We start from the raw sequence: 25,092 nt of genomic DNA, 5'->3' as shown, positions 1-25,092 counted from the left end.
CATGAACCGTCGTCCCCTGCTGCTGATGCTGGGCAGCCTGATTGCCGCGCCGCTGCGCGCCCTGGCCTCACCTGCCCGCGATGCCATCGTCCGCAAGGTCTATGCGGCGCCGGACGCCAGCCTGTCCTACACCCCTCAGCACGCGGCCTTGGTGCGCCTGCTGCGGGTGCAATGGATGCCGGTCGAATCCGGCGCGCCCGGCATCGATTTCGAGCAACCGCTGCTTGGCGGCGCCGATACGCTTGCCACTGCCCGCGGCGCGCTGAAGACAACCGACACTGCGCTGGCCATCCGGCGGCTGGCCGAAGTCTGCCGCCTGGTCCCGCGCTATGTGCAATCCATCGGCAGGTTGCAACCCGGCCGTTACGCCGTGCCAGCCGAAATGCGCGAGGCCTTCGACTTTCCGGAAAGCGGCGTGGATGCGCAGGGCATGTTCAATCTACGCAAGGAGCATCTTGTCCTGCTGCGCGCCGCGGTCTGGCGCGAAGTGGACGATCAGGCGCTGGGCGCGGTTTTGCGCGAAGGGGACCGCTTCTGGCCCATGCCCTACATCGACGGCAAGCGTCCGTATGGAAACTCCAGTTACTACCAGGTCGACATTGGCCGTCTGCTGGGCGAACCCTACGCGCTGGACGCCAAGGGGCACGCCATCACCGACCCGGTCAAGGACGCCCACTTCGAACGTCTGCACTATGAAACGCTGGCGGCGCTGCAGGTTTTCCTGAGCCATTCCGCCGCGGTCAAATCCAAGCGGTAATGGCGGCGGGCCGCGCGCGGCCGGCTAGGCGCGGTGCATGAAGCTGCGGATATCGTCCAGGATCGGCACCGCGGCCAGCAGCATCAGCAGCAATGCCAGCGGCCAGGTCGACCCGAAGCCGAAGTTGAAAAACGAATACGCGCCCGTCACGCCGCCGACGAAGAACAAGGTCACCATCAGGCTCAGCACGACGAGCTTGCCGCGGTCGGCCAGCACCCGCGGCATTGACTGCGGGTCGCCCTTCGCGACGTTCCAGTAGAACAGCTTGCCAAGCTCGATGCCGATGTCGGTCACCATGCCCGTCACGTGCGTGGTGCGGATTTCGGACCGAGACACCTTGGTGATCATCGCGTTCTGCAGACCCATGATGTAGCAGAGCAGCATCACCGTGCCGGGCACGTAGAACCAGCGCAGCGTCTCAAGGTTGGCGCCCAGCAGGCCGAAGATCAGCAGCAGCACGGCCTCGAGCAGCAACGGCAGCGCGTACTCGCTGGCCAGCCGGGACCTGCGCCCGAAGTTGATCAGAAAGGCGGAGCTGGCCGCCCCCGCCATGAACGACACCAGGGCCGCCAGCCCTTGCAGCACCACGATCACCCCGCCAAGCGCCATGTGGTCGGCCATCATGGACACGATGCCGGACATGTGGGAGGTGTACTGCTGGACCGCCAGGAACCCGCCCGCGTTGACGGCGCCGGCGGTGAAGGTCAGCAGATAGGCAAGATGGCGATTGGCTTGCGGGCTACGGCTGACAGCGGTCAGCCGGCGCAAATACGGGATGGTCACGCCTGTCCTTTCAAAACAAGAACGTGTTCACTGCGATTCGGAATGACATTCTAGTCGCGGCGGCGGCGCGCCGATCAAGGCCTCGAAACCGGATAGTAAACGCCGCTGAGCGCGCCGTTCAGGCCGCAATACGGCCGGCTGGCTGCATCGGCGGCCTCGGCCGGCGGGTTTTCGGACAGCACGAGACCGTATCCCTTGCGCGACAACGTCAGCGTCCAGCCGTCGGCGTCGACCGTCTCGATGACCACCGCATTGTTCTTGACCGCGCCCGCGCCGCGCACGTCGCACACCCAGCGGCCATTTTCCGGATGCGCCGCGGAGCCGTCGAATGCCAGGCTGCCATCCGGCTGCCGTTTGATCGAAATGCCACCGGCGAGGTTTTCCCAATCGCCTTCAAAGCCTTGACGGCGCTTGAGCACCAGCGACGACAGAAAGGCGTCGCGATACTTCAACCGGTCCGCCAGTTCCTTTTGGGGCGGGTCGTTGCCGGGCGGCGACGCGTAGGCCTCGTCCCGCACCTTGACGAACCACCGCTGGTCTTCCGTCAGCGCCTTGCCCGTCGCCGGATCGAAGGTCATTCTGGCCTTGCCGAAGTGTTTCGCGATGCTGGCGTCCTGTTCGGCCAACCCGCTATCGGCGCATATCGCCTTCTCGACCGCCGTCCGGGCCCTTGCGCAATCGAATGATGGCTTGCCGGTGGCCCAGGCCGCCGGACTGCACAGCACGATCAACAGCGCGAACCCGGCGGCAAGACGATTCACAGGACAAACTCCCGCAGATTCTCGACCCGCGCCGCCAGGCCGTCCGCGCCCAGATAGTGGCCCAGCTTGCCGGCGCGCACGCGCTTGAGGTCTTCCTGATAGCGGGTGGCCATCGAATCGCGGACCTGCGCGTACGCCTCGGCAATGCCCTCGCCGCAGGCCTGGGCAACGATACGCGCGGCATCGGGCGATCCGCACGCGACGCAGCGCGCGACACCCAGCGCGTCGGCGTCGGCGCCCCGCGCCAGCAGTGCGGCGACCAGCTCGGCAGGCGGCTCACGATCGAAGCGGTGAATGGCCGTGGGGCTGACCGGCGCGCGCGCGTCCAGCAGCGCCTGCGCCGCCGCATACGCATGCTGCATCAGCGCGACGTCCAGCGCCTGGGCGCTACCGCGCAGCGGCGCATCCAGGCGCACGCCCTGCGCCGACAGACGGCGCACAAGGGCCGCGTCATCCTGCGACAACGCGTGCTGCAAGGCCAGCGCGGCCAGGCCAGGCTTGGCGGCCAGCGTTCCGTCCTCGAGCGGGCCGCGCCAGTCGACCAGCGCCTGCCGGTAGAAGACCGCCACGCGGTCGGCCAGCGACTGCGGCATGCCGTGACCCGACACGCGCTCATCCAGATACTCCAGAACGCGCAGGCCGGGGCTGTCTTCGTCTTCCTCGGGGTCGGTTTCCAGGCACAGCGCGGCAAACGCGGCATGCAGGTCCGGCGCGATGGTCGCGATGCCGTCCTGCTGCAAGGCGTGCGTCCAGCCCGGCAGGCCCTGCTTCCACGCGACCACGCTGCCTGCTCGCGGCCCCGGTTCCACGGCGACGTAGATGCGGTCGCAGTATTCGAAACCGCCTATCGGCAGATAGCGCAGCTTCCCATTCCACGTCGCGCCATCCTCGGCGGCGGCTTCCTCGGCGCACTCCTGCTCGTGCTCGATCCACCCTTGCAGGTCGCGGTACTGGTCGCTGCCGTCGTAGAACAGCTCGGACCAGCTCAAGGCCTCTTCGTTGCCGTCCATCTGCGCGCGCAGATCGTAGGCCAGCTCGCCGCCGGCGGTCAGCCGCCACAGGTCGAGCAACGCCGGCGGCAGCGGGCCCTCGCACAGCGCCTCGATCTCGGCGATGCGGGCGTCGGACATCGGGGGTTGCACATCGATCAGCAGGCGGCCGGCAAACACCGCGATGCCGTGCTCACGCAACGCCAGCAGTTCGCCAGACGTGAAAAACTCGCTCATGTTGAAACTTCAAGGTTGGAGACCGGTGCGATTTTACTAGCGGGGGGTGAAGAATCCCCGCACTAAGATGGCCGACCGCCGTTGGTGTACGGAGTTTGCCCTTGGCCTTCAACACGAGAATGCATGACGCCTGGCTGGTGCGGACCGGCGCTGGCGCGCCGGTCCATCCATGAACGCGGTTCGCGTCAGGCGGCGCCGGCCTCGCGCAATTGCTGTCGCCGATATTCGCCCTGCCGCACATGCATCCAGCCCGGATACTCCGGCGGCAGCGCGCTGACCTTGTCCAGCGCGGCCAGTTCGTCCTGCGTCAACCGGATATCCGTGGCGGCCAGATTGTCTTCCAGCTGGTCCACGCGCTTGGCGCCGATGATGACGCTGGTGACGATCTGCTGGTGCAGCAGCCAGGCCAGCGCCACCTGCGCCACCGACACGCCGCGCGCGTCTGCGATCTGCCGCAGCGCATCAATGCTGTCGTAGGCGCGCTCCCGGTTCACGGGCGGGAAATCGAACGCGACGCGGCGGCTGCCCGCCTCGGCCTCGCCATCACGGCTGTACTTGCCGCTGAGCAGGCCGCCGGCCAGCGGACTCCACACCATCAACCCGACGCCCTCGCTCTGCAGCATGGGAACCAGTTCCCGCTCCAGATCGCGGCCGGCAATCGTGTAGTACGCCTGCAGCGACTCGAAGCGCGCCAACCCCAGGCGCTGCGCGATGCCGAGCGCTTTCATGATCTGCCACGCGGCCCAATTCGATACGCCGATGTAGCGCACGTGGCCATGTTGCACCAGCGTGTCCAGCGCCCGCATGGTTTCCTCGACCGGCGTGGCGGGGTCAAAGCCGTGGATCTGATACAGGTCGATATGGTCCAGCTGCAAGCGGGACAGGCTCTTCTTGACGCCATCCAGGATGTGTACGCGCGAATTGCCGCGGGCATTGACGCCCGCGCTCGTCTGCCCGAAGACCTTGGTGGCGATCACGACGTCCTCACGCGGGATCTTCAGATCGCGCAGCGCCTGGCCCGTGATGATTTCTGAGCGGCCTTCGGAGTACACATCCGCCGTGTCGATGAAATTGACGCCCGCGTCCAGCGCGCGGCCCACCAGCCGGTTGGCGTCTTCCTGTTGCAGGCTGCCGATCTTGCTCCAGAGCTCGCCTTCGCCGCCGAAGGTCATCGTGCCCAGGCAAAGCTCCGAGACGAACAGGCCCGTGCTGCCGAATTTCTTGTATCGCATGTGTGCTCCTTCAGGGGCGGGCGAGCGCGCCGGGCCCCGGAGTGGGACACCGCTGCGGCAGCCTGCCGGGGTGCGGACAGTATGCGTCCGGCGAGCCACGCGCACGCTGCTTGATCCTGCCCTTTTTTTGCCCGATTCTCCGGCCCGGCAGCCAATTCAACGCGACCCGTCGTTTTCTCCGGAATTCCTGCCTAATCCTCCGTTCCCCCATGCCGGCCGGCGCGGACCGCGCAAGATGGCAATACACTGGCGGACACCCAATCCTCTGCCGCCGTCGCCCCTCTTGTTTACGGGCGGCGCGCCCCCGGGAGCCCCTCGATGTCCCTGAATTCTGCCCGATCCCTCGCGCCCGGCATCGCCGCCCAGGACGCCGCCTGCGAACTGGCGCGGTCCGAGCTGCTCTGCACGCTCGAGCGCATGACCGGCAACCTTGAAGGGGCGCTGGATACGCCGGTCGAAGGCCTGTACCTGCATCGGCTGTCGCAGCCGTCGGGGGCCAAACCGGTCGTGCAGAAAGCGGCACTGGCTGTAATCGCGCAAGGATCGAAACGGCTTTTCATCGGTGACGAGACCTATGAATACGATCCCTTCCATTTCCTGATCTCTTCGGTGGATCTGCCCCTCGTGGCCAAGGTGTCGGTGGCCAGCCCGACCCTGCCTTATCTGGGCTTGCGGCTGGACCTGAACCCCGAGGAGATCACCGCGCTGATCAGCGACGAGAACCTGCCGCCGCTGGTGCCGGCCGAAGCCTCGCGCGCGCTTTGCGTCAATCCGCTGGGCAGCACGCTGCTGGACGTGGTGCTGCGCCTGCTGCGGTTGCTGGACACGCCGCGGGACATTCCGATCCTGGCGCCGATGATCAAGCGTGAACTGCTGTACCGCCTGCTGATGAACGGCCAGGGCGTCGTGCTGCGCCAGACGGTGCTGCAGGACAGCCAACTGAACCGCGTGGCCAAGGCGATCCGCATCCTGCGGGACAATTTCGCGCAACCCCTGCGCGTGGAAGAGATTGCGCGCGACGTCCACATGAGCGTGTCGTCGCTGCACCATCATTTCAAGCAGGCCACGGCCATGAGCCCGCTGCAGTACCAGAAGCACCTGCGGCTGCAGGAGGCGCGGCGGCTCATGCTGACGGACGATGCCGGCGTGGCGCTGGCCGCGCACGCCGTGGGATACGAGAGTTCATCGCAGTTCAGCCGCGAGTACAGCCGCCTGTTCGGCACGCCGCCGCTGCGCGACAAACAGCGTTGGAAGGACGAGACGGCGCTGGCCGCCTAACCACGCGCAATCTGCCGGTTTCCGGGCAATTGCCGCAAATCCTCGAATACGATCCGTAGTCCCGCCTGGCTCAGCCGATCCAGCCAAGTGCGCCTGATCCCGCTGGAAACAGGGCCGCGCGCCGTATCATGCGGGGCACCGACGACTCTCGAGGAATTTGCATGCACGACCTGAATGACCTTTATTACTTCGTCGAGGTCGTCAAACACGGCGGATTCGCGCCGGCCGGCCGGGCGCTGGACATCCCGAAGTCGCGGCTGAGCCGCCGCATCGCCCTGCTGGAAGAACGCCTTGGCGTGCGCCTGATCCAGCGCTCCACCCGAACGTTCGCGGTGACCGAACTGGGCCAGGAGTACTACGACCAATGCCTGGCGATGCTGGCGGGCGCCGAAGCGGCGCAGGATGTCATCGACCGCACGCACGCCGAACCGCAAGGCACCATCCGCATCGCCGCACCGCCCGCGCTCATCTATTACTTCCTCGGGGACGTGGTGGCGCGCTTCATGGAAAAGTGCCCCAAGGTGAACGTCTACCTGAAGAGCTTCAGCCGGCCGGTGGACGTGCTGCGCGAAGGCTTCGACCTGGCGGTGCGGGTGCGCTTTGGCGCCATCGAAAGCAGCGACCTTGTCATGAAGAACCTGGGCCTGAGCTGCCAGAGCCTGGTCGCGAGCCCCGCGCTGGCTCGCACACTTCCGGATTCCGCCGATCTGCAGCACATCAGCCGGCAGCCGACCATGGCGCTCGGCACCGAGCAGCGCGAATGCCAATGGCGCCTACTGGGTCCCGACAACGCGCGCCTCGCGGTGCCGTTCATGCCCCGGCTCGTCACGGACGACATGCTGGCGCTCAAGCAAGCCGCGCTGCGGGGCGTGGGGGTCGTCGCCCTGCCGCTCCTGATGATCCGCGAGGAACTGGATGCGGGTACGCTGGTGCCCGTGGGCGCCCCCTGGCAACCCGAGCCCGGCAGCGTGCATGCCGTGTTCCCGTCGCGCCGGGGCCTGCTGCCCGCCGTGCGGGAGCTGTTGGATTTCATGGGAGACGCGTATCGTGAAAACGCGCGCTGCGAAGCCGCGACCCAGACGCGCCACGGCATCCCGACACTGCAACCGGTCCACTCGTTGTCCGATAAATAGAACTCTGAGAGTCGAAATTCCCGTCTACCGGCGCGGTTGTCCTGAAATTAATATCCTTCCTACGCACTCAGCGTTGCACAAAACACCGCGCAACACCGCGCACAACCTGAATAGACCAAGGAATCAGCCATGACCCGCCCCTACGTTAAGCTCGACAAGTCCCAAGCCGCCGTTCTGCTGGTGGATCACCAAGCCGGCCTCCTGTCCCTGGTGCGCGACTTCCAACCCGATCAGTTCAAGAACAACGTGCTGGCCCTGGCTGACCTGGCCGAATACTTCAAGCTCCCCACCATCCTGACCACCAGTTTCGAAGACGGCCCCAACGGCCCGCTGGTCCAGGAACTGAAGGACAAGTTCCCCGACGCTCCCTACATCGCCCGCCCCGGCAACATCAACGCCTGGGACAACGAAGACTTCGTCAAGGCCGTCAAGGCCACCGGCAAGAAGCAACTGATCATCGCCGGCGTCGTCACCGAAGTCTGCGTCGCCTTCCCCGTGCTGTCGGCCATCGAAGAAGGTTTTGACGTGTTCGTGGTGACCGATGCTTCGGGCACCTTCAACGAAGTGACGCGTGACGCCGCTTGGCGCCGCATGGAGCAGGCTGGCGCGCAACTGATGTCGTGGTTCGGCGTGGCATGCGAACTGCACCGCGACTGGCGCAACGACGTCGAAGGCCTGGGCACCCTGTTCGCCAACCACATCCCCGACTACCGCAACCTGATGGCCTCGTACTCGGCCTTCAAGGCGGCCAAGTAAGGTTGCCGCGCGGCCGGCTTGCCGGCCAGACCACGCTGAGACAGCGGTGAAAAAAAGGCCCAGGCAAATCGCCTGGGCCTTTGTCATTTCCGCTTGCGGGCGAAGGGATACGCCTGCTGCGCCAGGAATGTCCCGGGCATATCGTTGTCCAGGATCCCGTAGTTCTGCGGCAGCCGGTTGCCCGCCCCGCGCACCGCGGTGCCGAACAGATAGTCGATGAAGGAAAAGTGCGCCGCGTAGTTCTTGTCGATCGCTTCGGTGTCGGACGAGTGATGCCAGTGATGGAAGTCCGGCGTCACGATGATGTAGCGCAGCCAGCCCCACGGCAGCTTCACGTTGGAATGGATCAGCACGGCCTGGAATCCCACGATGATGATGTAGGCATCGAGCACCGCCTTCGAAAACCCCAGCACGAACAGCACGCCCAACACGGCCACGCGCGTGATCAGCAGTTCAACGATGTGCAGGCGCGAGCCGGCCAGCCAATCCAGCGTGCGCGTGCTGTGATGCACGGCATGGAAGCGCCACATGAAAGGCACCTCGTGATAGATGCGATGCGCGGCGTATTGCGCCAGGTCCGCCACCAGCACGGCCACGAACAGCTCCAGCAGATATGGCATCGACTGGATCGCCTGTTGCAGCGGTTCGTACGCCGCCCAGGAAAACAGACGGTGGATGAAGAAGTTGATGCACAGCAGCACCGCGCCCACCGACAGGTGATTGAACAGAAAGTGCTTCATGTCCACCTGCCACTCGCCGCGGAACACGGGCTGGCCGGGGTACAGCGGCGTCAGCTTTTCAAAGATGATAAAGACGGTGCTGGACGCCAGCAGATCCAGGATGAACCAATCAAGACCCAGGTACGGATGGCCGCCGGTGTTGGTGGCATTGACCGCTACCTGGCTGCCGCCAGCAGCCACCGCGCAGCACACCAGCACGAACGCGGAAATATTAAGCCAGCGCTGCCGCCCCAGCACCGTGTTGGCCAGCGCGATCGAACCGGACACCAGCAGCGCGCCGAACAGCAGCGTGCGCATGGCTTCCACCGAATAGAAGCTGCGCAGCTCGGGCGTGGTCAGGTAGGCGGGAAAGTGAAACGCCAGCACGCCCAGCACAGAAAGAATCGCCAAAAACAGCGCGATCACGCCGCTCATCATTCCGGTGCCGGGATGAATCCGGCCGTCCTGCTTGAAAAGATCCATCACTCTGCGATAGACGGGGGCGTGCTGTTTCATTGGGGATCTGGGACAGTCCAAGGGGAAGCGAGTGTATCGCCGGGGACGGACCCTTCTGTAAAGAAACGTGAACGCTCACGACAGAATGGCTCATTTATTGACACCCTTGCGCGGGGTCAACGGCGCACAGCCGTGGTTCGACCCGTAAGGTTGACAAGGCGTTGTCATTGGCGTGTCATGGCCTTTGACGCTGATGATCGCGTCGTGACAGGCGCATCGTCGGTCCCGTCAACCGGTTCCTCAAGAGGCCTTTATGTTCCCTGAATACCGCGAGCTCATTACCCAACTCAAGTCCGAAAACGCTCACTTTTCGGCGCTGTTCCAGCGGCATAACGATCTGGACCAGGAAATCCAGAACATGGAGGACGGCATCAAGCCGTCCTCGGGCGCCGCGATCGAGGTGCTTAAAAAAGAAAAACTGCACCTGAAAGACAAGCTCTACGGCCTGCTCCGCGCGGCCGACCAGAACGGCCACGGCAAAAGCAACGGCAGCTGACCTGCCGCTCGGCGCGGGCTACATCAGTTCCAGGCCCGCGCCCTTGACGACGGAGGCGTACTTCGTCATTTCCGAACGGAAGTACGCCACCGTCTGTTCCGGCGGCATCAGGACGATACGGTTGTTCTGGGTCGCCATCGCCTGCTTCACCTCCGGCGAGTTGAACGCGCGCCCCAGCGCGTCGTAGATGCGGCGCACGTCCGCTTGCGGCAACTTTGCCGGCCCGACCGCCGCAAACCATCCGCCGATCTCGTAGTCCGCCATCCCCTGTTCGCGCAGCGTCGGCAGGTCGGGCAGCGCCGCCATGCGCTCCGCGCCACAGGCGCCCAGCGCCTTGAGCGCACCGCTCTTGATCTGCGGCAGCACGGACGGCAGCGACAGCACGCCAAAGTCGACCTGCCCGCCGATCAGATCGGCCATCATCGGACCCACGCCCTTGTAGGGAATGTGCCGCGCCTTCACGCCCGCTTGCTGCACGTACATTTCCGCGGCCAGGTGCAGGATCGTGCCGTTACCCGAGGACGCGTAGTTATAGCGGCCGGGTTGGCTCTTCAAGAGCGCGGTCAGCGCCTTGATGTCGTTGGCGGCAATCTTTTGCGGATTGGCGACCAGCAGGAACGGCGTCATGCCCACCATGCTGATCGGCGTGATGTCGGCCAGCGGATCGAACGGCAGGCTCTTGTAGACGCTCGGGAAGATGACATGGTTGTTCGACACCATGCTGAGCGTGTACCCATCGGGCGCCGATCGCACCAGCGCCGACGTGCCCACGATGCCGCCCGCGCCCGGCTGGTTTTCCACCACGACGGTATGGCCCAGCGCGGTGGACAGCGCTGGCCCCGCCGCCCGCGTGATCGTGTCCACGCCGGACCCCACGCCCACCGGCAAAATGAATTTCACCGGCCGGTCCGACTGCGCCCACGTCACGCCGGGCACGCCCAGCATGGCGGCGCCCAGCGCACCCAGAACCTGGCGGCGGCTCCAGCGCCCGCCCGCACGTTGATTGCTCATGTCTGTCTCCTGATGGTTTTTGTATCGGCCGACTTGCGCGGCCGTTTACTGCAAGGGCTTCAATCATTGCGCTGGCGCGGCATGCTGCCCGCTTTGTGCGCGCCGTTACCTCATGCCGCGGCGCCCTGCTCGCGCAACGCTTCGATCTGTCCGGCGTCGTAGCCCAGCGCTTGCAGAAGGTCTTTGGTGTCCGCCCCCAGCACAGGCGGATCGCGCCTCACTCCAAGCCGCTGCCCGTCCATCATCAGCGGAAACAGCGCGGCGCCGGCGGTCTGCCCGGCACGCTCGCCGTCGGGCAGACGGATCTCGGCCAGCCCGCCGGTGGCGCGCAGGTGCGGATCGTCGTACAGCTCCTCGGGCTTGACGATGGGGGCGAACGGCAGACCGATGCGTTCGAATACGGCCGCCAGTTCGGCGGCGCGGTAATGTGCCAGCCGCTTGCGCAGATCCGCCAGCAGCGTGGGCCGCAACAGGACCCGGTCATTGTTCGTGGCCATTGCGGGATCGTTCTTCAGGTCGTCGAATCCGAAGGCATCGCAGAACGTCACCCACTGCGCGTCGCTCACTGCCGCCAGGAATATCTGCTCGCCATCTTTGACCGTGAAGACGTCGTAGAGCGCCCAGGCGGACACGCGCTGCGGCATCGGCGCGGACGGCTGGCCCGTGATCGCGTACTGCAGCATGTGTTGGCCCACGAGGAACACATTGTTCTCGAACAGCGCCGACTGCACTTCCTGCCCCCGCCCGGTGATGCCGCGCTGGATCAGCGCCGCCATCGCTCCGATGGCGCCGAACATGCCGCCCATGATGTCGTTCACGCTGGTGCCGGCGCGCACCGGATCGCCCGGCCGCCCGGTCATGTAGGCCAGCCCGCCCATCATCTGCACGACCTCGTCCAGGGCCGTGCGCATGGCGTAAGGGCCCGGCAAAAAGCCTTTGTGGCTGACGTAGATGAGGCGCGGATTCGCTTTGGACAGCGAGGCGTAGTCCAGGCCGAATTTCGCCATCGTGCCGGGCCGGAAGTTTTCCGCCACCACGTCGGCGCTGGCGGCCAGCTTGCGCGCCACTTCCGCGCCCGCCGGGCTTTGTATGTCCAGCGCGATGCTCTTCTTGTTGCGGTTGAACATCGGAAAAAAGCCCGCGCCGACGCCCAGCAGATGACGCGTGCGGTCACCGCGCACAGGTTCGACCTTGATGACTTCGGCGCCCAGATCGGCCAGGACCATTCCGCAGGTGGGGCCCATGACCATGTGGGTGAACTCCACGACGCGCAGGCCGGCCAGCGGCAACGGACGGGAGGATGGGGGAACGGCGGCGTTTTGCATGGTAAGGCTCGATGTCGATGCGTGATGCGCGCGCTCAGGCCGGCTGGCCGATGCGTGCAGGATAGGTCTTGGGCAGGCCGGCGCGCCACAGCGCGCCGTGCAGGGGCTGATCGGGCAGCCACCCGGCGGCGGCTTCGCGCAAGGCGAGCAGACGGGGCAGATCGACGCCGGTCTCGATGCCCATGCTCTGCAGCATGAACACGAGGTCCTCGGTGCTGACGTTGCCGCTGGCGCCTGGCGCGTGCGGGCAGCCGCCGATGCCGGCCAGGCAGGCGTCAAAGCGGGCCACCCCGGTGTCCAGCGCGGCCAGCACGTTCGCCAGCCCCAGCCCCCGTGTGTCGTGAAAGTGCGCGCAGCACAGGCGATCGCCCGCGATGCGCCTTGCCGCCTCAAACAGGCGTCCCACCGAGGCCGGATCGGCATATCCCACGGTATCGGCCAGACTGACGCGGTCGGCGCCGGCATCCAGCAGCGCCTGCATGAGCCGCAGCACTTCCTCCTGCTGCACTTCGCCCTGCAACGTGCAGCCAAAGGCCGTTCCGACGCCACCCTCGATCAGCATGGACGAACCCGCCGCGTCGCGCGCCGCGCGCATCTGGCCGACCATCGCCACCACCTCGTCCGGCGTCTTGCGCAGGTTCGCCAGGCTGTGCGCGTGGCTGGCCGACAGCGGCACCAGCATCAGGTGGGCGCCGCTGGCCAGCGCCAATTCCGCGCCCTTCAGATTGGGAACCAGCACGGACACCATCAGGCCGGCAAGCTGCGTGGCATGCGCGATCAGTTCCGCCGTATCCGCCAACTGCGGCAGCAGGCGGGCGGGCACGAACGAGCCCACTTCGATCTCGCGCTGGCCCGCCGCGTAGGCCGCGTCGATCCAGTCGAGTTTGATCTGCGTGGGCATCACGACAGAAAGGCTCTGCAGGCCATCGCGCAGGCCCACTTCACGGACCGTGACGGCCGATGGGCGACAGGCGGGTTCTTGGATGGGCATGGCGACAAGGCCTCTAAAAAGACAAAGCCCAGTGTAGATATTCTCAAACCAGCCACAAGCGGTATTTTGGAACGCTTAAAATTCCGTTTCGGAACATCAAACAGGATGACCGCCATGCGCGACCTCGACATCACCACCCTGCGGCTCTTCGTCTCCGTCTGCGAGACCGGCAACATTGCCCGCGCCGGCCAGCGCGCCAACATCGTGGGGTCGGCCATCAGCAAGCGGCTCGCGCAGCTTGAGGACACCGTGGGCGCCAAACTGCTGACGCGCAAGCGCCGGGGCGTCGAGCCCACCGAAGCCGGCGAAACGCTGCTGGAGCACGCGCGCGCCATCCTCGCCAGTTCCGAACGCATCGAACGCGACATGTCCGCCTACGCCAGCGGCGTGAAGGGGCAAGTGCGCATCCTGGCCACCGCGTCGGTCCTGGCCGAATCCCTGGCAGAGGACATCGCGGCCTTTCTTCAAGCCGCCCCCCACCGCAACATCCGGGTCGACATGGAAGAACGCGTCAGCCAGGAGGTCGTGCGCGGCGTCCGCGAGGGCATCGCCAGCCTGGGCATCTGCTGGGATGCGGCCGATTTTCATGGGCTGGAACGGCGTCCCTACCGGGGCGACCGCCTGGCCATCGTCACCGCGCCGGGCCATCCGCTCGCTGACCGCGAAGCCGTTTTCTTTGAAGACGCGCTGGAGTATGAGCATGTCAGCATGCCGGCCGCCGGCGCCGTCCTGCGCATGTTGCAGACGGCAGCCAACGACAGCGGCAAGGCGCTGCGGCACCGCGTCACGGTCAGCAACTTCGACTCGGCCTTTCGCGTCGTGCTGGCGGGACTGGCCATCAGCGTGGCGCCCATCGAAGTCGCCACGCCCTATGCGATGGCGCACGGGCTGCGGGTGCTGCCGCTGAAGGACGCCTGGAGCCGGCGGCGCTTTGCGATCTGCATGCGTAGCGAAGCGGCGCTGCCTGCGGCGGCGGCATTGTTGCTGGATCATCTGGTGGCGGCGGGCGCGAGCAGCGAGTCGTGAACTGGCGTGGGCTTGGACGGGGCTTCGGCGTGCGCATCGACCGGGAGCAGGCAAGTCAGGGATGATTAGCCATGCTAATCAAAGATTAGGATATTTAGTTTTTCTAATTTCCCAGCCAGCGCTAGTCTGAGCGCCCCCTAATGACCTGCCAGACCTTGCAGTATGTCCACCGCCTTCATCCCTGGATTTCTCCTCGGCCTCAGCCTCATCGTCGCCATCGGCGCACGAAACGCCTTTGTGCTGCGGCAAGGCTTGCGCAAGGAGCATGTCTTCCTGATCTGCCTGACTTGCGCGCTGTCCGACGCCATCCTGATCGCGGCGGGCGTGGCGGGCTTTGGCATGGCGGTCGGCCTGCTGCCGTGGCTGGAGCCCGCCATGCGCTACGGCGGCGCCTTGTTTCTCTTTGTCTACGCGGCGCGCAGCCTGCACTCGGCGTTTCGCAAGCAGCACGACCATCTATCACCCTCGTCCCGTCAGGCAAATAGCCCGTTAGCGGCGCTGGCCACGTGTCTGGCGCTCACCTGGCTAAACCCGCATGTCTACCTGGACACCGTCGTCCTGCTGGGCTCCATCTCCAGCCAGTACGAAGGGCGCAAGCTGGCCTTTGCTGCCGGCGCGATCTGCGCGTCGTTCTGCTTTTTCTTTGCGTTGGGATATGGCGCGCGGCTCCTGCGACCCGTCTTCGCCAATGCCACCGCGTGGCGTGTGCTGGATGCCTGCGTCGGCATCCTGATGATCGTGATCGGCATACAGCTGGTGAGGTAATCCTCATCCTTCTGACGGACGGCGAAGGCGGCGGCGCGCTGCTACGCTGCCCTACCCGTCGTCCTTGAAGGATCGTCCGCCATGAGAATCGCAGCTGGCGCCGCCGGCGCATTGGCCATCCTGCTGTGCAGCGGCCCGGCCTTTGGCCAGTATGTGGTGCGGACCCAGGACATGAGCGGCAAATGGAGCGTGCCCAACCCGCAGTACGAAGGCGTGCCCGAGCTGTTCCGGGCAAGCTCGGGCGCCAAACGTGCCTGCCTGGATCGCGGCCCGCCCAGCAACCTGTACCGCGCCGCCAAGGTCATCGACCTGCGGACCGGCGAAGAGGTGCTGGTGGTGGACTGCATTCCGATCCGCAACGAGCAGCGCCAGCGATCGGAGCAGATTCGGGCCAATGCGTTGAAGGCGGCGCCGACGCAGTGACCCCTCGTTCTTGAAACGTGGCGCCGTCCGTGATGGCGCGCCGCCAGGGTTCGGCGGCGTAAGCCACGCGTCTTTGCGACGAGCGCCCTATCGCTTCTTTTGCGCGCCGTCCCTTTCGCCCGCGGACGCGTTCATGTAGTCCTTGACCGTGCCGTCCTTGTTGTAGGTCACCGTCAGCGTGCGCTGATCCTGCATGGCGCCGTACTCGCTGTTGTTGAAGTAGAACCATGACGCGGTGCGCAGGCCTTGCGAATTGACCTGCTGCGTGCGAGGGGGACCAAAGTCGCGGACCATCTCATCGAACGTCGTGACGTTGATCTGGATGGCTTGCACCTTATCTTGCGTGATCATGTCTCCCGGCGCGGGAGCAGCGCAGCCCGCCACGATGGCGGCCACGAAAAGCACGGACGATCTCATTGAACTTCCCCAGTCCTGTGTCAGCCGGCAAACGCGGCCGTTGTGTTTGTGAATTCCGAACGAGCATAAGAATACTCTGCCCGCTGCCGCGCGCAGCGTGGGCGTGCGCCGCAATGGCCGGTTAACGTCTGTCACGTTGCGGTCATCTACAATGCCGCCAGTTGCCGAGCGCGAAGTGGCGCCGGCCCGCAACAAACAGGCAGCATGACCCGCGCGAAGAAATCAGCACCCAGAAAGAGAGCACCGGCCAGCAAAAGCCGGGCCGCCAGCCCCGGCCGCATCTACCGATTCCTGCGAACGTTCACGCTCACGTCGCTGGCCGCTTTCGGCGCGGCCACGTACGCGCTGAACCCGCAATGGCGCGCCCACTTCTCCATCGACGACATCCTTGCGCGCGTCGGTTGGCCGACCCAGGAAAAGTTCGCGCCGGCCGCGGTGCCCGCCGGCGGCATGGCGCACACGCGCTTTGCCGACTGTCCGCAATTCTTCCCGCAGCAGCGCCCGCCCGTCGTGCCCGCCAGCCAGGCGCTGCGCGAGCTGTGCTTTTCAAACTTCGCCATCCTGCACAACGGCCAGACCAAGACGCCGGTGTTCGTGGCCGAGCGCCTGAACCGCAAGATCCTGACGCAGGCGCAGGGCATGGAGCGGTCCGACAAGTTCTATGCCGAGGCACGCGTGCCGCGCGCCGAACGCGCTGAACTGACGGACTACAAGGGGTCGGGTTACTCGCGCGGTCACATGGCGCCGGCGGGCGACATGTCCACCCATGAGTCCATGGCGCAAAGCTTTTCACTGGCGAACATGGTGCCGCAGGACCAGCGCCACAACGGTGGGCCGTGGAGCCAGATCGAACAGGACACGCGCAAATACGTAATGCGGGCATCGGGCGACGTGTATGTGTTCACCGGGCCGTATTACGGCGACAAGCCCAAGGAGATTGGGTCCGGCGTGGCGGTTCCGAGCCATCTGTTCAAGGTGGTGTTTGATGCGTCCACGGGGCGCTCGTGGGTGCATTGGCAGGCGAACAGCGCGAGCACAAAGGCGGGGGCGCCGATCAGTTATGAAGAGTTCGCGCGCCGCACGGGGATGCAGTTGCTGCCGACGGGGAATTGAACGTCTCGTCGGCGTTGACTGCCCGGTTTTGGTTTAGGTGTCGACCGCATATCGCCCGCGGCGCCTACTTCGGCCGCGGCGATGGCAACCCCTGATCCACGGCGGGCCACTCTCCGGCCCGCAGGCGCGGCAGGCACAGCACCATCGCCTTCGCCACATTGCGCACCTCTTCCTGCAACGCCGAGTCCTCGTCCAGCTCGGCATGACTCGTGGCATACGGCTTGTAGTAGCCAATGTAGCGATCCAGCTTCGACGACGCCCCGGCATCCACCAACCCCATCCATTCGAGCCAGTCGCAGAGCGCGCGCCGCTGCCCCTCAATGCCCGCCACGTCGCCGTGCACCACCACGCCGTAGGCGCGGCCAGCCAAATGCTTCGGAAACGGCCATCCGTCCATTTCGATCTGCTTGGCCTTCCTCGCGTCTTTGCCTGACGTCGTCGTCGGATCGGGGTTGCCGCCATCCGCACAGACCAGCCGGTCGATCATCAGCTTCAGGACGCTGGGCGACTGATACCAATAGGTCGGCGCGAGCAGGATCACACCATGCGCCGCCATCCACTGCTCGTAGATGTCGTTCATCGCATCGTTGTCCTGCGCGAGCGAATGGTTGGGATAACAGCTACAGGGCCAATGGCAGAGCGGCATCGCGGTGGACACGCAGCCTTTGCAGGGGTGGATGAGGTACTGGTATTCCGACGTGAGGCGGCTCAGATCCAGCATGTCCGCCTGCACACTGGCCGACTCCAGTTCGTCGCGCACGATTTCCGACAGCCGCCAGGTCTTTGAGACCTCGCCAGGACAGGTCCCGTCATTGCGCGCCGCGCCGTTGACCACCAGGACGCGGGAGCGCGTTTCCGGATCGCGCTGCACCAACGCCGCGCGCGCGAGGCGGTCACGGGCATCTTTCCATTCCACAGATAAGTCGTAATCGGGATCTGCGTAACCTGATCCCGCCTTGACGGTATCGGGCGCCTTGCGTCCATTCTCGTAGGCATCCCAGGCGATGGCCTCAAGCCTTTCCAAGGCTTCGGTTTCAGACTTGAACGCCGGGTCATAGAAGCGGCGCATGAAACGCAGGCGGAATGTGTCGCGGGGCAGCTTGCCGGAATATTGTCCTGTTCGGACGTCGAGCTTCGGATTGGCCATTGCAGTGGTTCCGCGAAGATGAACCCTGCCAGGCAGCAACTCTCATGCCCGCCTGCTTGCCGCATGGCTTGTGCATTCGGCTGATGACTGCGCGGGCGCGTCACACCTTTCAAGCGCGCATCGAGTGCAGTAGGATGAACCGACCGACTGGAGGAATTATGCAAACAGCCAAATGGGACTTTCAGATCGCGCAGCCAGAGCAGGAAGGCGATGAATGGCGCATCGGCTACACGCTGATCTCACCGATCGCCGGCGTGCCGTCCGAACGCATTGCCATCGACGAGCGGTTTCATTCCGCGCATGGCGCAATTGCCGAGGCGACCCGCCTCGCGCAGATTCATGTTGCCGACCTGAACGGTGAAGCGCCGGCGTTCGAACGTCCGAGCGATGCCGAGGTGCCGTTCGACAAGGACCAGCGGTTTTAGGCAGTCGCTCGCAAACAGACAAACGCAGCCACGCGAACGTTTCTCGCGTGGCTGCAAATCGCTACGTTTGTGCGTTCTACGACAGGCCGTTCAGCGGGCCGGCGCCGGTGCCGTGCTGGCTGGTGTAGCCGGATTCGCCGGGGTGGCGGGCACCTGAATCTCTTTCTTGCGCAATACGCCACCGCCCTGCACGCTACCCTGCACATTCGTGGGCGAGGTCATCTTGGCCACGCAGGTTGCACGCTGCGATTCGGGCAGACGGTTGCAACGAGCCAGCTCATTCTGCCGAAGTTGCTCGGGGCTCTCCGCACTCAGATTCTGACGATCACGCTCTTGCCGTGCCGCCGCCGCTTCGCGCAGGCAAGTTTCCAGCGGTTGGCCGGAGGCGCCGCTCTTGCAGGTGGCGACATCCTGCTGATGCTGCGCTTGCGAGGTAGCGCTGGTGTCAGCGGCGTAAGCCGCGCCCGTGGCCCACGTCATACCCGCCATGCAAAGAATCGCGGAAACTCTTTTCAGGGGCACTTGAACAGCATTCATCTTGTGAACAGTATTCATGGTCAGCTCCTCAAAAAAGGGACATGCGCCCGGCGACACGCCGAACGGAATCTCCCGGCGATATATCTACCACGCGGGGTTCAGAAGCAGCAGCGAACGAAGTAACGCGATGTGTCAACCGCCGCGTTCGATAGGCGTGTTTCAACGCGCAAGGTAGGCGCGTACGAGTTCCATCAGATACTGACCTTGCGGCGTCGGCGTGGTGTCACGGCGGCGCACGATATACACATCCCGCGCGATGTCGGGATCCAGCACAGGAATCGACTTCAGGCCATACCCATGCGCTTCGAACAACGCCGGCATGATGGTCACGAAATTGCCCGATTGCACCAGCCCGATCATGGTAGCCAGCTGATCGACTTCGATGGTCCAGGGCAACTCCAGCCCGCGAGCGTTCAGGACGCTGTCGATCTGCAAACGGGTGGAACTGACCGGATTCAGCCCCACTACCGGCAGGCCCGGCAGCTTTTTCCAAGACAGCTTGCGGCTGCGTGGCGCCAGGGCAGAACCCTCGGCAAACACCAGGTTGTAGCCATAGGTGGCGACGCGCTCGGCCTCCAGGGTGGGACCGAATGACACCGGCGTGGTGATGCCGAATTCCACCTCGCGCTCTTCGACCAGTCCCGTCGTGACGGTCGCGTTGCCGTCGCGGATGGACAGATACACCTGCGGATGCCGTGCATAGAATTCGGGCAGCACATTCGGCAGCACCGAATAGCCTACCGAAGCCACCGTGCTCACCATCAGCGTGCCTTCGTGCCCCCGCGCCCGGCGGGCGGCCTCGGTCAGGCTGGCATCCATCTGGGTAACGATGGGCAGCACGCGCTCATACAGCGCGCGGCCTATCGACGTCAGCACCACGCTGCGCGTCGTACGTTCAAACAAGCGTCCGCCGATTTCCGATTCCAGCTTTGCGATACGCCGGCTCAAAGCCGACGTCGTGACGCACAGCAGCGCAGCGGCGGACGTGTACTGGCCCATGCGCGCCACGCAGCAGAACGCGCGGATATCTTCCAGATCGTAATTGATTCGCATGGATCAAGAATCGTTGAAATTTTTTCGATAGACGTAACTATACGCGCGGCCTGAACATGCAGGCATCACTTCAACGAGCCATCATGAATCCACAAGGCAAGGGCATTTTCCTGAAATCGATGAACAGCTTCTTCGTGGGCGGCGCGACCGCCGTGCTTGAAGGCCTGCCCGTCGAATATCGCAGCATGGTCCTGAACGGTTCCCCGCGCGAGGTCAACCCGAACGGAGAGCAGGTCTATGGGCAGATGTATGTCCAGGAATACCGCCTGGCACAGCCCCGGCATCCGGATCCGGTGCTGCTTTGGCATGGCGGGGGCATGACCGGCTGCACATGGGAAACGACCCCAGATGGCCGCAACGGCTGGCTGTGGAAATTCCTGGATGCCGGTTACGACGTCCTGGTCAGCGACGCAGTGGAACGCGGCCGTTCGTCCTGGGCACGCTTTCCGCAGGTGTATCGCGAGTCGCCCGTCTTTCGCACCAAGCGCGAGGCCTGGACGACGTTTCGAATCGGACCCGTCTACGACCCGGATCCGCCGCAGCGAAAGGCCTATCCAGGGCAACAGTTTCCCACCGAGGCGTTTGACGCGTTCGCCAATCAATGGGTGCCGCGCTGGCCGGGCCATGAATCCATGATTCTGGCGGCGTACGAAGCGTTGATCGACCGGGTGGGGCATTGCCATATCGTCGCCCACAGCCAGGGCGCGGGCTTTGCCGCCGAAATTGCGCGCCGCCGTCCTCAAGCAGTGCGCCGGGTGGTGGGCGTGGAGCCTGGCGGTATGCCGCAAGCGGCCCCGATTGAAGCGCTGCCGCCGCATCTTGTTGTGTGGGGCGACTTCATCGAAGCGTCGGGCTCGCACTGGGTCGGCTACCGCCAACAAGCCGAGCGTTATCTGGATTCCATCCGGGGGTGCGCCGACGTGTCGGTGCTGGACCTGCCCGCCAACGGCGTCGCGGGCAATTCCCACCTGCCGATGATGGACCGCAATAGCGACGAGGTGTTCCAACGCGTCTTGAAGTGGCTGCAAAGCTGAAGCAACACGAACGAAAACAACAGGAGACAACCATGACCATTCGACCCCTTTCCTGCGCAGCGCTGCTGGGAGCCCTTGTGTTGGGAGGAACCAGCGCGGCGCATGCGCAGGCCTACCCCGCCCATCCCATCAAGCTCATCGTGGGCTACGCACCGGCAGGATCGGTGGACACGTTCGCTCGCATCATCGCCCCCGAACTGGGCCGCGAGCTGGGGCAGACCATCGTCATCGAGAACGTCGCGGGAGCCGGCGGCATCATCGGCGTCACGCGCGCCGTCAACGCCAAGCCCGACGGGTACACGGTGCTGATGGGCATCGTGTCCGATGTCGTGATCGCGCCCATTCTGCAATCGTCGGCGAAATACACCTACCGCGACCTGGCCGCCGTCGCGCCGCTGGGCACAAGCGGCGTTGGCGTCGTGGCGAATCCGAACCTGGGCGTGAAATCGTTCGGCGACCTGATTGCACGGGCCAAGGCAAACCCGGGCAAGCTGACGTACGGCGCCACGGGCGTCGGCTCGCTGCCCGCCATCGCCATGGAGAGCTTCAAGCTCACCACGGGTACGGACATCACGTTCATTCCCTACGCCAGCGCCTCGAAAATCGCGACCGATGTCATCGGCGGCAATGTTGATATCGCGGTGTCCGGGCTGCCAGCCCTGCTCGAACTAATTAAAAGCGGCCGTGTGACGGGCGTGGGCGTCATGAGCCGCGACCGCGACATCGGCAACCCGGACTTGGCGTCGGCGGGTGAAACACCGGAACTCAAAGGGATGGACTATTACTTCTGGACCGGAATTTTCGCACCGTCGAATACGCCGGAGCCCATCGTCCAGACGTTGAACGCCGCGTTCAGCCGTGTCATGGCCAAGCCGGAGATCCAGGCACGGTTCAAGGAATTGGGTGTCAAGGTCAGCCCGGCCACCTCGCCGTCTGCGTTCGGCCAGTTTGTGGCAAGCAGCGATGCGCAATGGCAAAAGCTGATCGAAGAAGCGAAGATCCCGCGTCAGTAGGAGGAAGGGACGGAGCATGCGCTTACACGCCTGAGCTCACACGCTCGAAGCCCGATCGCGAGTCGGGCAGACCAACAAAATGGCCCCAACCTCGGTGAGTTTGGGGCCATCTTTATGGTGGTCCCAATTTTCTTGGACCACCTGTCGTCTTTGCTTGCACTGCGGAAATCCGGAGACCCGCATGGATATTGGTCGGGGCGGTGGGATTCGAACTCACGACCCTCTGCTCCCAAAGCAGATGCGCTACCAGGCTGCGCTACGCCCCGAAGGGTGGCAACTATACCAGAAAGCGATCACTCGCGGCCGAGGTTCAACCAATCGGCGACGTAACAAAATAACCGCCCTGCATCCCATCAAATGAAAAACGGCGCGCCACCCAGGCGCGCCGCTTCCAGCACTGCAGGACAAATCGCGATCAGCCAAAACGGCCCGTGATGTAGTCCTCAGTTTCCTTGCGCGAAGGCTTCACGAAGATCTGGTCAGTCTGCCCAAACTCCATCAGCTCGCCCAAGTACATATACGCCGTGTAATCCGAGCAACGCGCAGCCTGCTGCATGTTGTGCGTCACGATCACGACGGTGTAGTCGTTCTTCAGTTCGGCGATCAACTCTTCGATCTTGGCGGTGGAGATGGGATCCAGGGCCGAGCACGGCTCGTCAAGCAGGAGCACTTCGGGCTTGATCGCCACGCCGCGCGCGATGCACAGACGCTGTTGCTGGCCGCCGGACAGGCTGTTGCCGCTCTGGTGCAGCTTGTCCTTCACTTCGTTCCACAGCGCGGCCTTGCTCAGCGCCCATTCCACGCGCTCGTCCATTTCGCCCTTGGACAGGCGTTCGAACAGACGCACGCCGAAGGCGATGTTGTCGTAGATGCTCATGGGGAACGGCGTGGGCTTCTGGAAGACCATGCCGATCTTGGCGCGGATCAGCGAGATGTCGGTCTTGGCCGTGAGCAGATTGTCGCCGTCCAGCAGAATTTCGCCCTCGGCGCGCTGGCCGGGGTACAGCTCGAACATGCGGTTGAACGTGCGCAGCAGCGTCGATTTGCCGCAGCCCGACGGGCCGATGAAGGCGGTGACCTTCTTCTCCTGGATCGACATGTTCACGTTGCGAATCGCGTGGAACTTGCCGTAGTAGAAGTTCAGGTTCTTGACCTCGAGCTTGTTCTTGACTGCGGTAGCGGTGTTTTCCATTGGGTTTCCCTTGGATGTCGGCGCGTCCAGCGCGCCGGCAAAGCGATCTTTATTTGCGGAACAGGTTGCGGGCGATGATGTTGATGCCCAACACCAGCAGCGTGATCAGCGTGGCGCCGGCCCAGGCCAGGTTGTTCCAGTCCTTGAAGGGGCTGGCGGCGTATTGGTAGATGACGACCGGCAGGTTGGCCATCGGGCCGTTCATGTTCAGCGACATGAACTGATTCGACAGCGCGGTGAACAGCAGCGGCGCGGTTTCGCCGGAGATGCGGGCGATCGCGAGCAGCACGCCGGTGATGATGCCGGACTTGGCGGCGCGATAGCAGACCAGCGTGATCATGCGCCACTTCGGGCAGCCCAGCGCGGCGGTCGCCTCGCGCAGGCTGTTGGGCACCAGCAGCAGCATGTTGTCGGTGGTGCGGACCACGACCGGGATCACCAGGATGGACAGCGCAATGGCGCCGGCCCAACCCGAGTAATGCCCGACCTGCGCCACATACACGGCATAGATGAACAGGCCGATGATGATGGACGGCGCCGACAGCAGCACGTCGTTCAGGAAGCGCGTGGCCGGCGCCAGCCAGCCGCGCTGGCCGTATTCAGCCAGATAGGTGCCGGCCAGGATGCCGACCGGCGTGCCGATCAGCGTGCCGACGCCCGCCATCATCACACTGCCGAGAATGGCGTTGAGCAAGCCCCCCGCCTGGCCCGGCGGCGGCGTGATTTCGGTGAAGAGCGTGTACGACAGCGCGGGCGCACCCTTCATCAGCAACGTGAGAATGATCCAGAACAGCCAGAACAGGCCGAAGACCAGCGTCGTCATCGACACGGCGAGCATGATGCGATTGACCACGCGGCGCCGGCGGTAGATGCCGTTCTGCATGTTGAGTACGGATTCAGCCATGATTTTTTCCTTGTGCTCCGGGCGTCAGGTCTTCTTGCCTTCGCCGGCGGACAGGCGGACCAGCAGCGTCTTGGCCAGGGCCAGCACGATGGTCGTGATCAGGAACAGGATCAGGCCCAGTTCCAGCAATGCCGCCTTCTGGATGCCGCCCGCCTCGTTGAATTCGTTGGCGAGCGCCGAGGCGATGGAGTTGCCGGGCGAGAACAGGGAACCGGACCACTTGAAGGCGTTGCCGATGACGAAGGTCACGGCCATGGTCTCGCCCAGGGCACGGCCCAGGCCGAGCATGATGCCGCCGATGACGCCCGACTTGGTGAAGGGCAGCACTACGCGCCACATCACTTCCCAGGTCGTGCTGCCCAGGCCGTAGGCCGATTCCTTGAGCATCGCGGGGACCAGTTCGAACACGTCGCGCATCACCGCGGCGATGAACGGGATGATCATGATCGAGAGGATCAGGCCGGCGGTGAAAATGCCGATACCGAACGGTGGGCCCGCAAACAGCCCGCCGATGATGGGAAGATTGCCCAACGTCGCGATCAGGAACGGCTGCACGTACTGCTGGAACACCGGCACGAAGACGAACAGGCCCCACATGCCGTAAATGATGGACGGAATGGCCGCCAGCATTTCGATGGCGGTGCCCAGCGGGCGGCGCAGCCAGGTCGGGGAGAGTTCGGTCAGGAAGATGGCGATGCCGAAGGACACCGGCACGGCGATGATCAGTGCGATCGCGGACGTCAGCAACGTGCCGATGATCGGCACGACGGCGCCGTAATTGGAGTTGACCGGGTCCCAGTCATTGAGCCACAGGAACGACAGGCCATATTTGGCCAGCGATTCGCGGCTGCCGTAGATGAGGGAGATGAGAATCGCCGCCAGAAGAATGAACACCAGGAAGGCGAACAGGCGGGTCAGATTCTTGAACAGCGCATCCATCAGCGCGTTTTTTGTTTGCTTCATAGGCGAAGGCGTGCCGGTAGTCACGGAATCCGCCACGCTGGGCGGAAGCGGCACACTATTATCCATTACCGCGCTCATGGATGGACTTTCCTTAGG

Annotated in this window: 26 protein-coding genes, 1 tRNA gene and 1 pseudogene; 12 read left to right on the top strand and 16 right to left on the bottom strand. The window is 64.5% G+C overall.

Annotation, left to right across the window (positions count from 1 at the left end; translation table 11 throughout):
• Position 1 precedes the first annotated feature (1 nt).
• The gene (locus MHZ91_RS20025) at positions 2-757 is read left to right on the top strand and encodes a hypothetical protein (RefSeq protein ID WP_239215354.1); all 756 of its coding nucleotides are present in this window, start codon (positions 2-4) and stop codon (positions 755-757) included.
• A 30-nt stretch (positions 758-787) separates the two neighbouring features.
• Here MHZ91_RS20025 and MHZ91_RS20020 read toward each other — a convergent pair.
• From MHZ91_RS20020 to MHZ91_RS20005, 4 genes and pseudogenes are all read right to left on the bottom strand, one after another.
• Positions 788-1,540, bottom strand: a pseudogene (locus MHZ91_RS20020) (YoaK family protein); the annotation flags it as partial.
• A gap of 74 nt (positions 1,541-1,614) precedes the next feature.
• A complete protein-coding gene (locus MHZ91_RS20015) occupies positions 1,615-2,301 on the bottom strand; it encodes a lysozyme inhibitor LprI family protein (protein WP_239215353.1) in 687 nt (228 codons plus the stop codon).
• The gene (locus tag MHZ91_RS20010) at positions 2,298-3,527 is read right to left on the bottom strand and encodes an SMI1/KNR4 family protein (RefSeq protein ID WP_239215351.1); all 1,230 of its coding nucleotides are present in this window, start codon (positions 3,525-3,527) and stop codon (positions 2,298-2,300) included. Before MHZ91_RS20010 ends, MHZ91_RS20015 begins: the two co-directional genes overlap by 4 nt.
• 185 nt (positions 3,528-3,712) lie before the next feature.
• On the bottom strand, positions 3,713-4,759 hold the full coding sequence (locus MHZ91_RS20005) for an aldo/keto reductase (protein WP_175125990.1): 1,047 nt from the start codon (positions 4,757-4,759) through the stop codon (positions 3,713-3,715).
• A 318-nt stretch (positions 4,760-5,077) separates the two neighbouring features.
• On the opposite strand from MHZ91_RS20005, the gene MHZ91_RS20000 reads away from it, so the two are divergent.
• The 3 genes from MHZ91_RS20000 (at position 5,078) to ycaC (ending at position 7,926) form a co-directional block, all read left to right on the top strand.
• On the top strand, positions 5,078-6,037 hold the full coding sequence (locus MHZ91_RS20000; protein WP_175125989.1) for an AraC family transcriptional regulator: 960 nt from the start codon (positions 5,078-5,080) through the stop codon (positions 6,035-6,037).
• Positions 6,038-6,198: 161 nt separating this feature from the next.
• Entirely contained in the window at positions 6,199-7,170 is a 972-nt protein-coding gene (locus MHZ91_RS19995; RefSeq protein WP_191578503.1) for a LysR substrate-binding domain-containing protein, read from the top strand.
• 129 nt (positions 7,171-7,299) lie between these two features.
• Positions 7,300-7,926 carry an isochorismate family cysteine hydrolase YcaC gene (ycaC, locus tag MHZ91_RS19990; RefSeq protein WP_056570984.1) on the top strand — a complete coding sequence of 209 codons (627 nt, stop codon included), beginning with the start codon at positions 7,300-7,302 and terminating at the stop codon, positions 7,924-7,926.
• A gap of 83 nt (positions 7,927-8,009) precedes the next feature.
• Here ycaC and MHZ91_RS19985 read toward each other — a convergent pair whose 3' ends face one another.
• A complete protein-coding gene (locus MHZ91_RS19985; protein WP_175125987.1) occupies positions 8,010-9,161 on the bottom strand; it encodes a sterol desaturase family protein in 1,152 nt (383 codons plus the stop codon).
• A gap of 253 nt (positions 9,162-9,414) precedes the next feature.
• On the opposite strand from MHZ91_RS19985, the gene MHZ91_RS19980 reads away from it, so the two are divergent.
• A complete protein-coding gene (locus MHZ91_RS19980) occupies positions 9,415-9,657 on the top strand; it encodes a YdcH family protein (RefSeq protein WP_175125986.1) in 243 nt (80 codons plus the stop codon).
• Positions 9,658-9,675: 18 nt separating this feature from the next.
• Here MHZ91_RS19980 and MHZ91_RS19975 read toward each other — a convergent pair whose 3' ends face one another.
• The 3 genes from MHZ91_RS19975 to MHZ91_RS19965 form a co-directional block, all read right to left on the bottom strand.
• On the bottom strand, positions 9,676-10,668 hold the full coding sequence (locus MHZ91_RS19975; RefSeq protein WP_218343202.1) for a tripartite tricarboxylate transporter substrate binding protein: 993 nt from the start codon (positions 10,666-10,668) through the stop codon (positions 9,676-9,678).
• 110 nt (positions 10,669-10,778) lie between these two features.
• The gene (locus MHZ91_RS19970) at positions 10,779-11,993 is read right to left on the bottom strand and encodes a CaiB/BaiF CoA-transferase family protein (protein ID WP_239215349.1); all 1,215 of its coding nucleotides are present in this window, start codon (positions 11,991-11,993) and stop codon (positions 10,779-10,781) included.
• Between the two features lie 34 nt (positions 11,994-12,027).
• On the bottom strand, positions 12,028-12,984 hold the full coding sequence (locus MHZ91_RS19965) for a hydroxymethylglutaryl-CoA lyase (RefSeq protein WP_175125983.1): 957 nt from the start codon (positions 12,982-12,984) through the stop codon (positions 12,028-12,030).
• Positions 12,985-13,098: 114 nt separating this feature from the next.
• On the opposite strand from MHZ91_RS19965, the gene MHZ91_RS19960 reads away from it, so the two are divergent.
• The 3 genes from MHZ91_RS19960 (at position 13,099) to MHZ91_RS19950 (ending at position 15,198) form a co-directional block, all read left to right on the top strand.
• Positions 13,099-14,010, top strand: a complete 912-nt coding sequence (locus tag MHZ91_RS19960; RefSeq protein ID WP_175125982.1) for a LysR family transcriptional regulator — start codon at positions 13,099-13,101, stop codon at positions 14,008-14,010.
• A gap of 162 nt (positions 14,011-14,172) precedes the next feature.
• The gene (locus MHZ91_RS19955) at positions 14,173-14,775 is read left to right on the top strand and encodes a LysE/ArgO family amino acid transporter (RefSeq protein ID WP_239215348.1); all 603 of its coding nucleotides are present in this window, start codon (positions 14,173-14,175) and stop codon (positions 14,773-14,775) included.
• 81 nt (positions 14,776-14,856) lie between these two features.
• Complete coding sequence (locus MHZ91_RS19950; RefSeq protein WP_175125980.1) at positions 14,857-15,198, top strand: hypothetical protein; 342 nt, start codon at positions 14,857-14,859, stop codon at positions 15,196-15,198.
• A gap of 87 nt (positions 15,199-15,285) precedes the next feature.
• Here the strand turns inward: MHZ91_RS19950 and MHZ91_RS19945 are convergent, their stop codons facing one another.
• Complete coding sequence (locus MHZ91_RS19945) at positions 15,286-15,615, bottom strand: hypothetical protein (protein WP_239215347.1); 330 nt, start codon at positions 15,613-15,615, stop codon at positions 15,286-15,288.
• A 204-nt stretch (positions 15,616-15,819) separates the two neighbouring features.
• Between MHZ91_RS19945 and MHZ91_RS19940 the strand changes: the two genes are divergently transcribed.
• Positions 15,820-16,728, top strand: a complete 909-nt coding sequence (locus tag MHZ91_RS19940) for a DNA/RNA non-specific endonuclease (RefSeq protein ID WP_239215346.1) — start codon at positions 15,820-15,822, stop codon at positions 16,726-16,728.
• Between the two features lie 64 nt (positions 16,729-16,792).
• Here MHZ91_RS19940 and MHZ91_RS19935 read toward each other — a convergent pair whose 3' ends face one another.
• Positions 16,793-17,875: a flavodoxin family protein gene (locus tag MHZ91_RS19935; RefSeq protein ID WP_175186579.1), complete on the bottom strand. Its 1,083-nt coding sequence runs from the start codon at positions 17,873-17,875 to the stop codon at positions 16,793-16,795.
• A gap of 158 nt (positions 17,876-18,033) precedes the next feature.
• Here MHZ91_RS19935 and MHZ91_RS19930 point away from each other — a divergent pair, with 158 nt between their 5' ends.
• Positions 18,034-18,300, top strand: coding sequence for a hypothetical protein (locus MHZ91_RS19930; protein WP_175186599.1), 267 nt, complete (start codon positions 18,034-18,036; stop codon positions 18,298-18,300).
• A gap of 90 nt (positions 18,301-18,390) precedes the next feature.
• Here MHZ91_RS19930 and MHZ91_RS19925 read toward each other — a convergent pair whose 3' ends face one another.
• Positions 18,391-18,855 (bottom strand): hypothetical protein, encoded by a 465-nt coding sequence (locus MHZ91_RS19925; protein ID WP_175186578.1) that lies wholly within the window; start codon positions 18,853-18,855, stop codon positions 18,391-18,393.
• 141 nt (positions 18,856-18,996) lie between these two features.
• Positions 18,997-19,890: a LysR family transcriptional regulator gene (locus tag MHZ91_RS19920; protein WP_175186577.1), complete on the bottom strand. Its 894-nt coding sequence runs from the start codon at positions 19,888-19,890 to the stop codon at positions 18,997-18,999.
• Positions 19,891-19,973: 83 nt separating this feature from the next.
• Here MHZ91_RS19920 and MHZ91_RS19915 point away from each other — a divergent pair, with 83 nt between their 5' ends.
• Both MHZ91_RS19915 and MHZ91_RS19910 read left to right on the top strand, forming a co-directional pair.
• Complete coding sequence (locus MHZ91_RS19915; protein ID WP_239215345.1) at positions 19,974-20,924, top strand: esterase; 951 nt, start codon at positions 19,974-19,976, stop codon at positions 20,922-20,924.
• A gap of 32 nt (positions 20,925-20,956) precedes the next feature.
• Positions 20,957-21,937 carry a tripartite tricarboxylate transporter substrate binding protein gene (locus MHZ91_RS19910; RefSeq protein ID WP_239215344.1) on the top strand — a complete coding sequence of 327 codons (981 nt, stop codon included), beginning with the start codon at positions 20,957-20,959 and terminating at the stop codon, positions 21,935-21,937.
• 189 nt (positions 21,938-22,126) lie between these two features.
• On the opposite strand, the gene MHZ91_RS19905 is transcribed toward MHZ91_RS19910, so the two are convergent.
• From MHZ91_RS19905 to pstC, 4 genes are all read right to left on the bottom strand, one after another.
• Positions 22,127-22,203, bottom strand: a tRNA-Pro gene (locus MHZ91_RS19905).
• A 149-nt stretch (positions 22,204-22,352) separates the two neighbouring features.
• On the bottom strand, positions 22,353-23,129 hold the full coding sequence (pstB, locus tag MHZ91_RS19900; protein ID WP_175126057.1) for a phosphate ABC transporter ATP-binding protein PstB: 777 nt from the start codon (positions 23,127-23,129) through the stop codon (positions 22,353-22,355).
• A 49-nt stretch (positions 23,130-23,178) separates the two neighbouring features.
• Positions 23,179-24,033, bottom strand: a complete 855-nt coding sequence (gene pstA / locus MHZ91_RS19895) for a phosphate ABC transporter permease PstA (RefSeq protein ID WP_082579045.1) — start codon at positions 24,031-24,033, stop codon at positions 23,179-23,181.
• 24 nt (positions 24,034-24,057) lie between these two features.
• Complete coding sequence (gene pstC, locus MHZ91_RS19890) at positions 24,058-25,074, bottom strand: phosphate ABC transporter permease subunit PstC (RefSeq protein ID WP_175126056.1); 1,017 nt, start codon at positions 25,072-25,074, stop codon at positions 24,058-24,060.
• Between the last annotated feature and the right edge of the window lie 18 nt (positions 25,075-25,092).

The sequence above is a fragment of the Achromobacter sp. ACRQX genome (assembly GCF_022346505.1).
In the GTDB taxonomy this organism is placed as follows: Bacteria; Pseudomonadota; Gammaproteobacteria; order Burkholderiales; family Burkholderiaceae_B; genus Achromobacter; species Achromobacter animicus.
Note: the sequence above shows the minus strand (reverse complement) of the source record. Positions and strands in the feature narration are given on the sequence as shown.

Excerpts from the sequence above, each read along its gene's own strand:
- MHZ91_RS20025 (WP_239215354.1), top strand. The coding sequence starts at position 2 with ATGAACCGTCGTCCCCTGCTGCTGATGCTGGGCAGCCTGATTGCCGCG.
- MHZ91_RS20010 (WP_239215351.1), bottom strand. The coding sequence starts at position 3,527 with ATGAGCGAGTTTTTCACGTCTGGCGAACTGCTGGCGTTGCGTGAGCAC.
- MHZ91_RS20005 (WP_175125990.1), bottom strand. The coding sequence starts at position 4,759 with ATGCGATACAAGAAATTCGGCAGCACGGGCCTGTTCGTCTCGGAGCTT.
- MHZ91_RS20000 (WP_175125989.1), top strand. The coding sequence starts at position 5,078 with ATGTCCCTGAATTCTGCCCGATCCCTCGCGCCCGGCATCGCCGCCCAG.
- MHZ91_RS19995 (WP_191578503.1), top strand. The coding sequence starts at position 6,199 with ATGCACGACCTGAATGACCTTTATTACTTCGTCGAGGTCGTCAAACAC.
- ycaC (WP_056570984.1), top strand. The coding sequence starts at position 7,300 with ATGACCCGCCCCTACGTTAAGCTCGACAAGTCCCAAGCCGCCGTTCTG.
- MHZ91_RS19985 (WP_175125987.1), bottom strand. The coding sequence starts at position 9,161 with ATGAAACAGCACGCCCCCGTCTATCGCAGAGTGATGGATCTTTTCAAG.
- MHZ91_RS19980 (WP_175125986.1), top strand. The coding sequence starts at position 9,415 with ATGTTCCCTGAATACCGCGAGCTCATTACCCAACTCAAGTCCGAAAAC.
- MHZ91_RS19975 (WP_218343202.1), bottom strand. The coding sequence starts at position 10,668 with ATGAGCAATCAACGTGCGGGCGGGCGCTGGAGCCGCCGCCAGGTTCTG.
- MHZ91_RS19970 (WP_239215349.1), bottom strand. The coding sequence starts at position 11,993 with ATGCAAAACGCCGCCGTTCCCCCATCCTCCCGTCCGTTGCCGCTGGCC.
- MHZ91_RS19965 (WP_175125983.1), bottom strand. The coding sequence starts at position 12,984 with ATGCCCATCCAAGAACCCGCCTGTCGCCCATCGGCCGTCACGGTCCGT.
- MHZ91_RS19960 (WP_175125982.1), top strand. The coding sequence starts at position 13,099 with ATGCGCGACCTCGACATCACCACCCTGCGGCTCTTCGTCTCCGTCTGC.
- MHZ91_RS19955 (WP_239215348.1), top strand. The coding sequence starts at position 14,173 with ATGTCCACCGCCTTCATCCCTGGATTTCTCCTCGGCCTCAGCCTCATC.
- MHZ91_RS19950 (WP_175125980.1), top strand. The coding sequence starts at position 14,857 with ATGAGAATCGCAGCTGGCGCCGCCGGCGCATTGGCCATCCTGCTGTGC.
- MHZ91_RS19945 (WP_239215347.1), bottom strand. The coding sequence starts at position 15,615 with ATGAGATCGTCCGTGCTTTTCGTGGCCGCCATCGTGGCGGGCTGCGCT.
- MHZ91_RS19940 (WP_239215346.1), top strand. The coding sequence starts at position 15,820 with ATGACCCGCGCGAAGAAATCAGCACCCAGAAAGAGAGCACCGGCCAGC.
- MHZ91_RS19935 (WP_175186579.1), bottom strand. The coding sequence starts at position 17,875 with ATGGCCAATCCGAAGCTCGACGTCCGAACAGGACAATATTCCGGCAAG.
- MHZ91_RS19930 (WP_175186599.1), top strand. The coding sequence starts at position 18,034 with ATGCAAACAGCCAAATGGGACTTTCAGATCGCGCAGCCAGAGCAGGAA.
- MHZ91_RS19925 (WP_175186578.1), bottom strand. The coding sequence starts at position 18,855 with ATGAATACTGTTCACAAGATGAATGCTGTTCAAGTGCCCCTGAAAAGA.
- MHZ91_RS19920 (WP_175186577.1), bottom strand. The coding sequence starts at position 19,890 with ATGCGAATCAATTACGATCTGGAAGATATCCGCGCGTTCTGCTGCGTG.
- MHZ91_RS19915 (WP_239215345.1), top strand. The coding sequence starts at position 19,974 with ATGAATCCACAAGGCAAGGGCATTTTCCTGAAATCGATGAACAGCTTC.
- MHZ91_RS19910 (WP_239215344.1), top strand. The coding sequence starts at position 20,957 with ATGACCATTCGACCCCTTTCCTGCGCAGCGCTGCTGGGAGCCCTTGTG.
- pstB (WP_175126057.1), bottom strand. The coding sequence starts at position 23,129 with ATGGAAAACACCGCTACCGCAGTCAAGAACAAGCTCGAGGTCAAGAAC.
- pstA (WP_082579045.1), bottom strand. The coding sequence starts at position 24,033 with ATGGCTGAATCCGTACTCAACATGCAGAACGGCATCTACCGCCGGCGC.
- pstC (WP_175126056.1), bottom strand. The coding sequence starts at position 25,074 with ATGAGCGCGGTAATGGATAATAGTGTGCCGCTTCCGCCCAGCGTGGCG.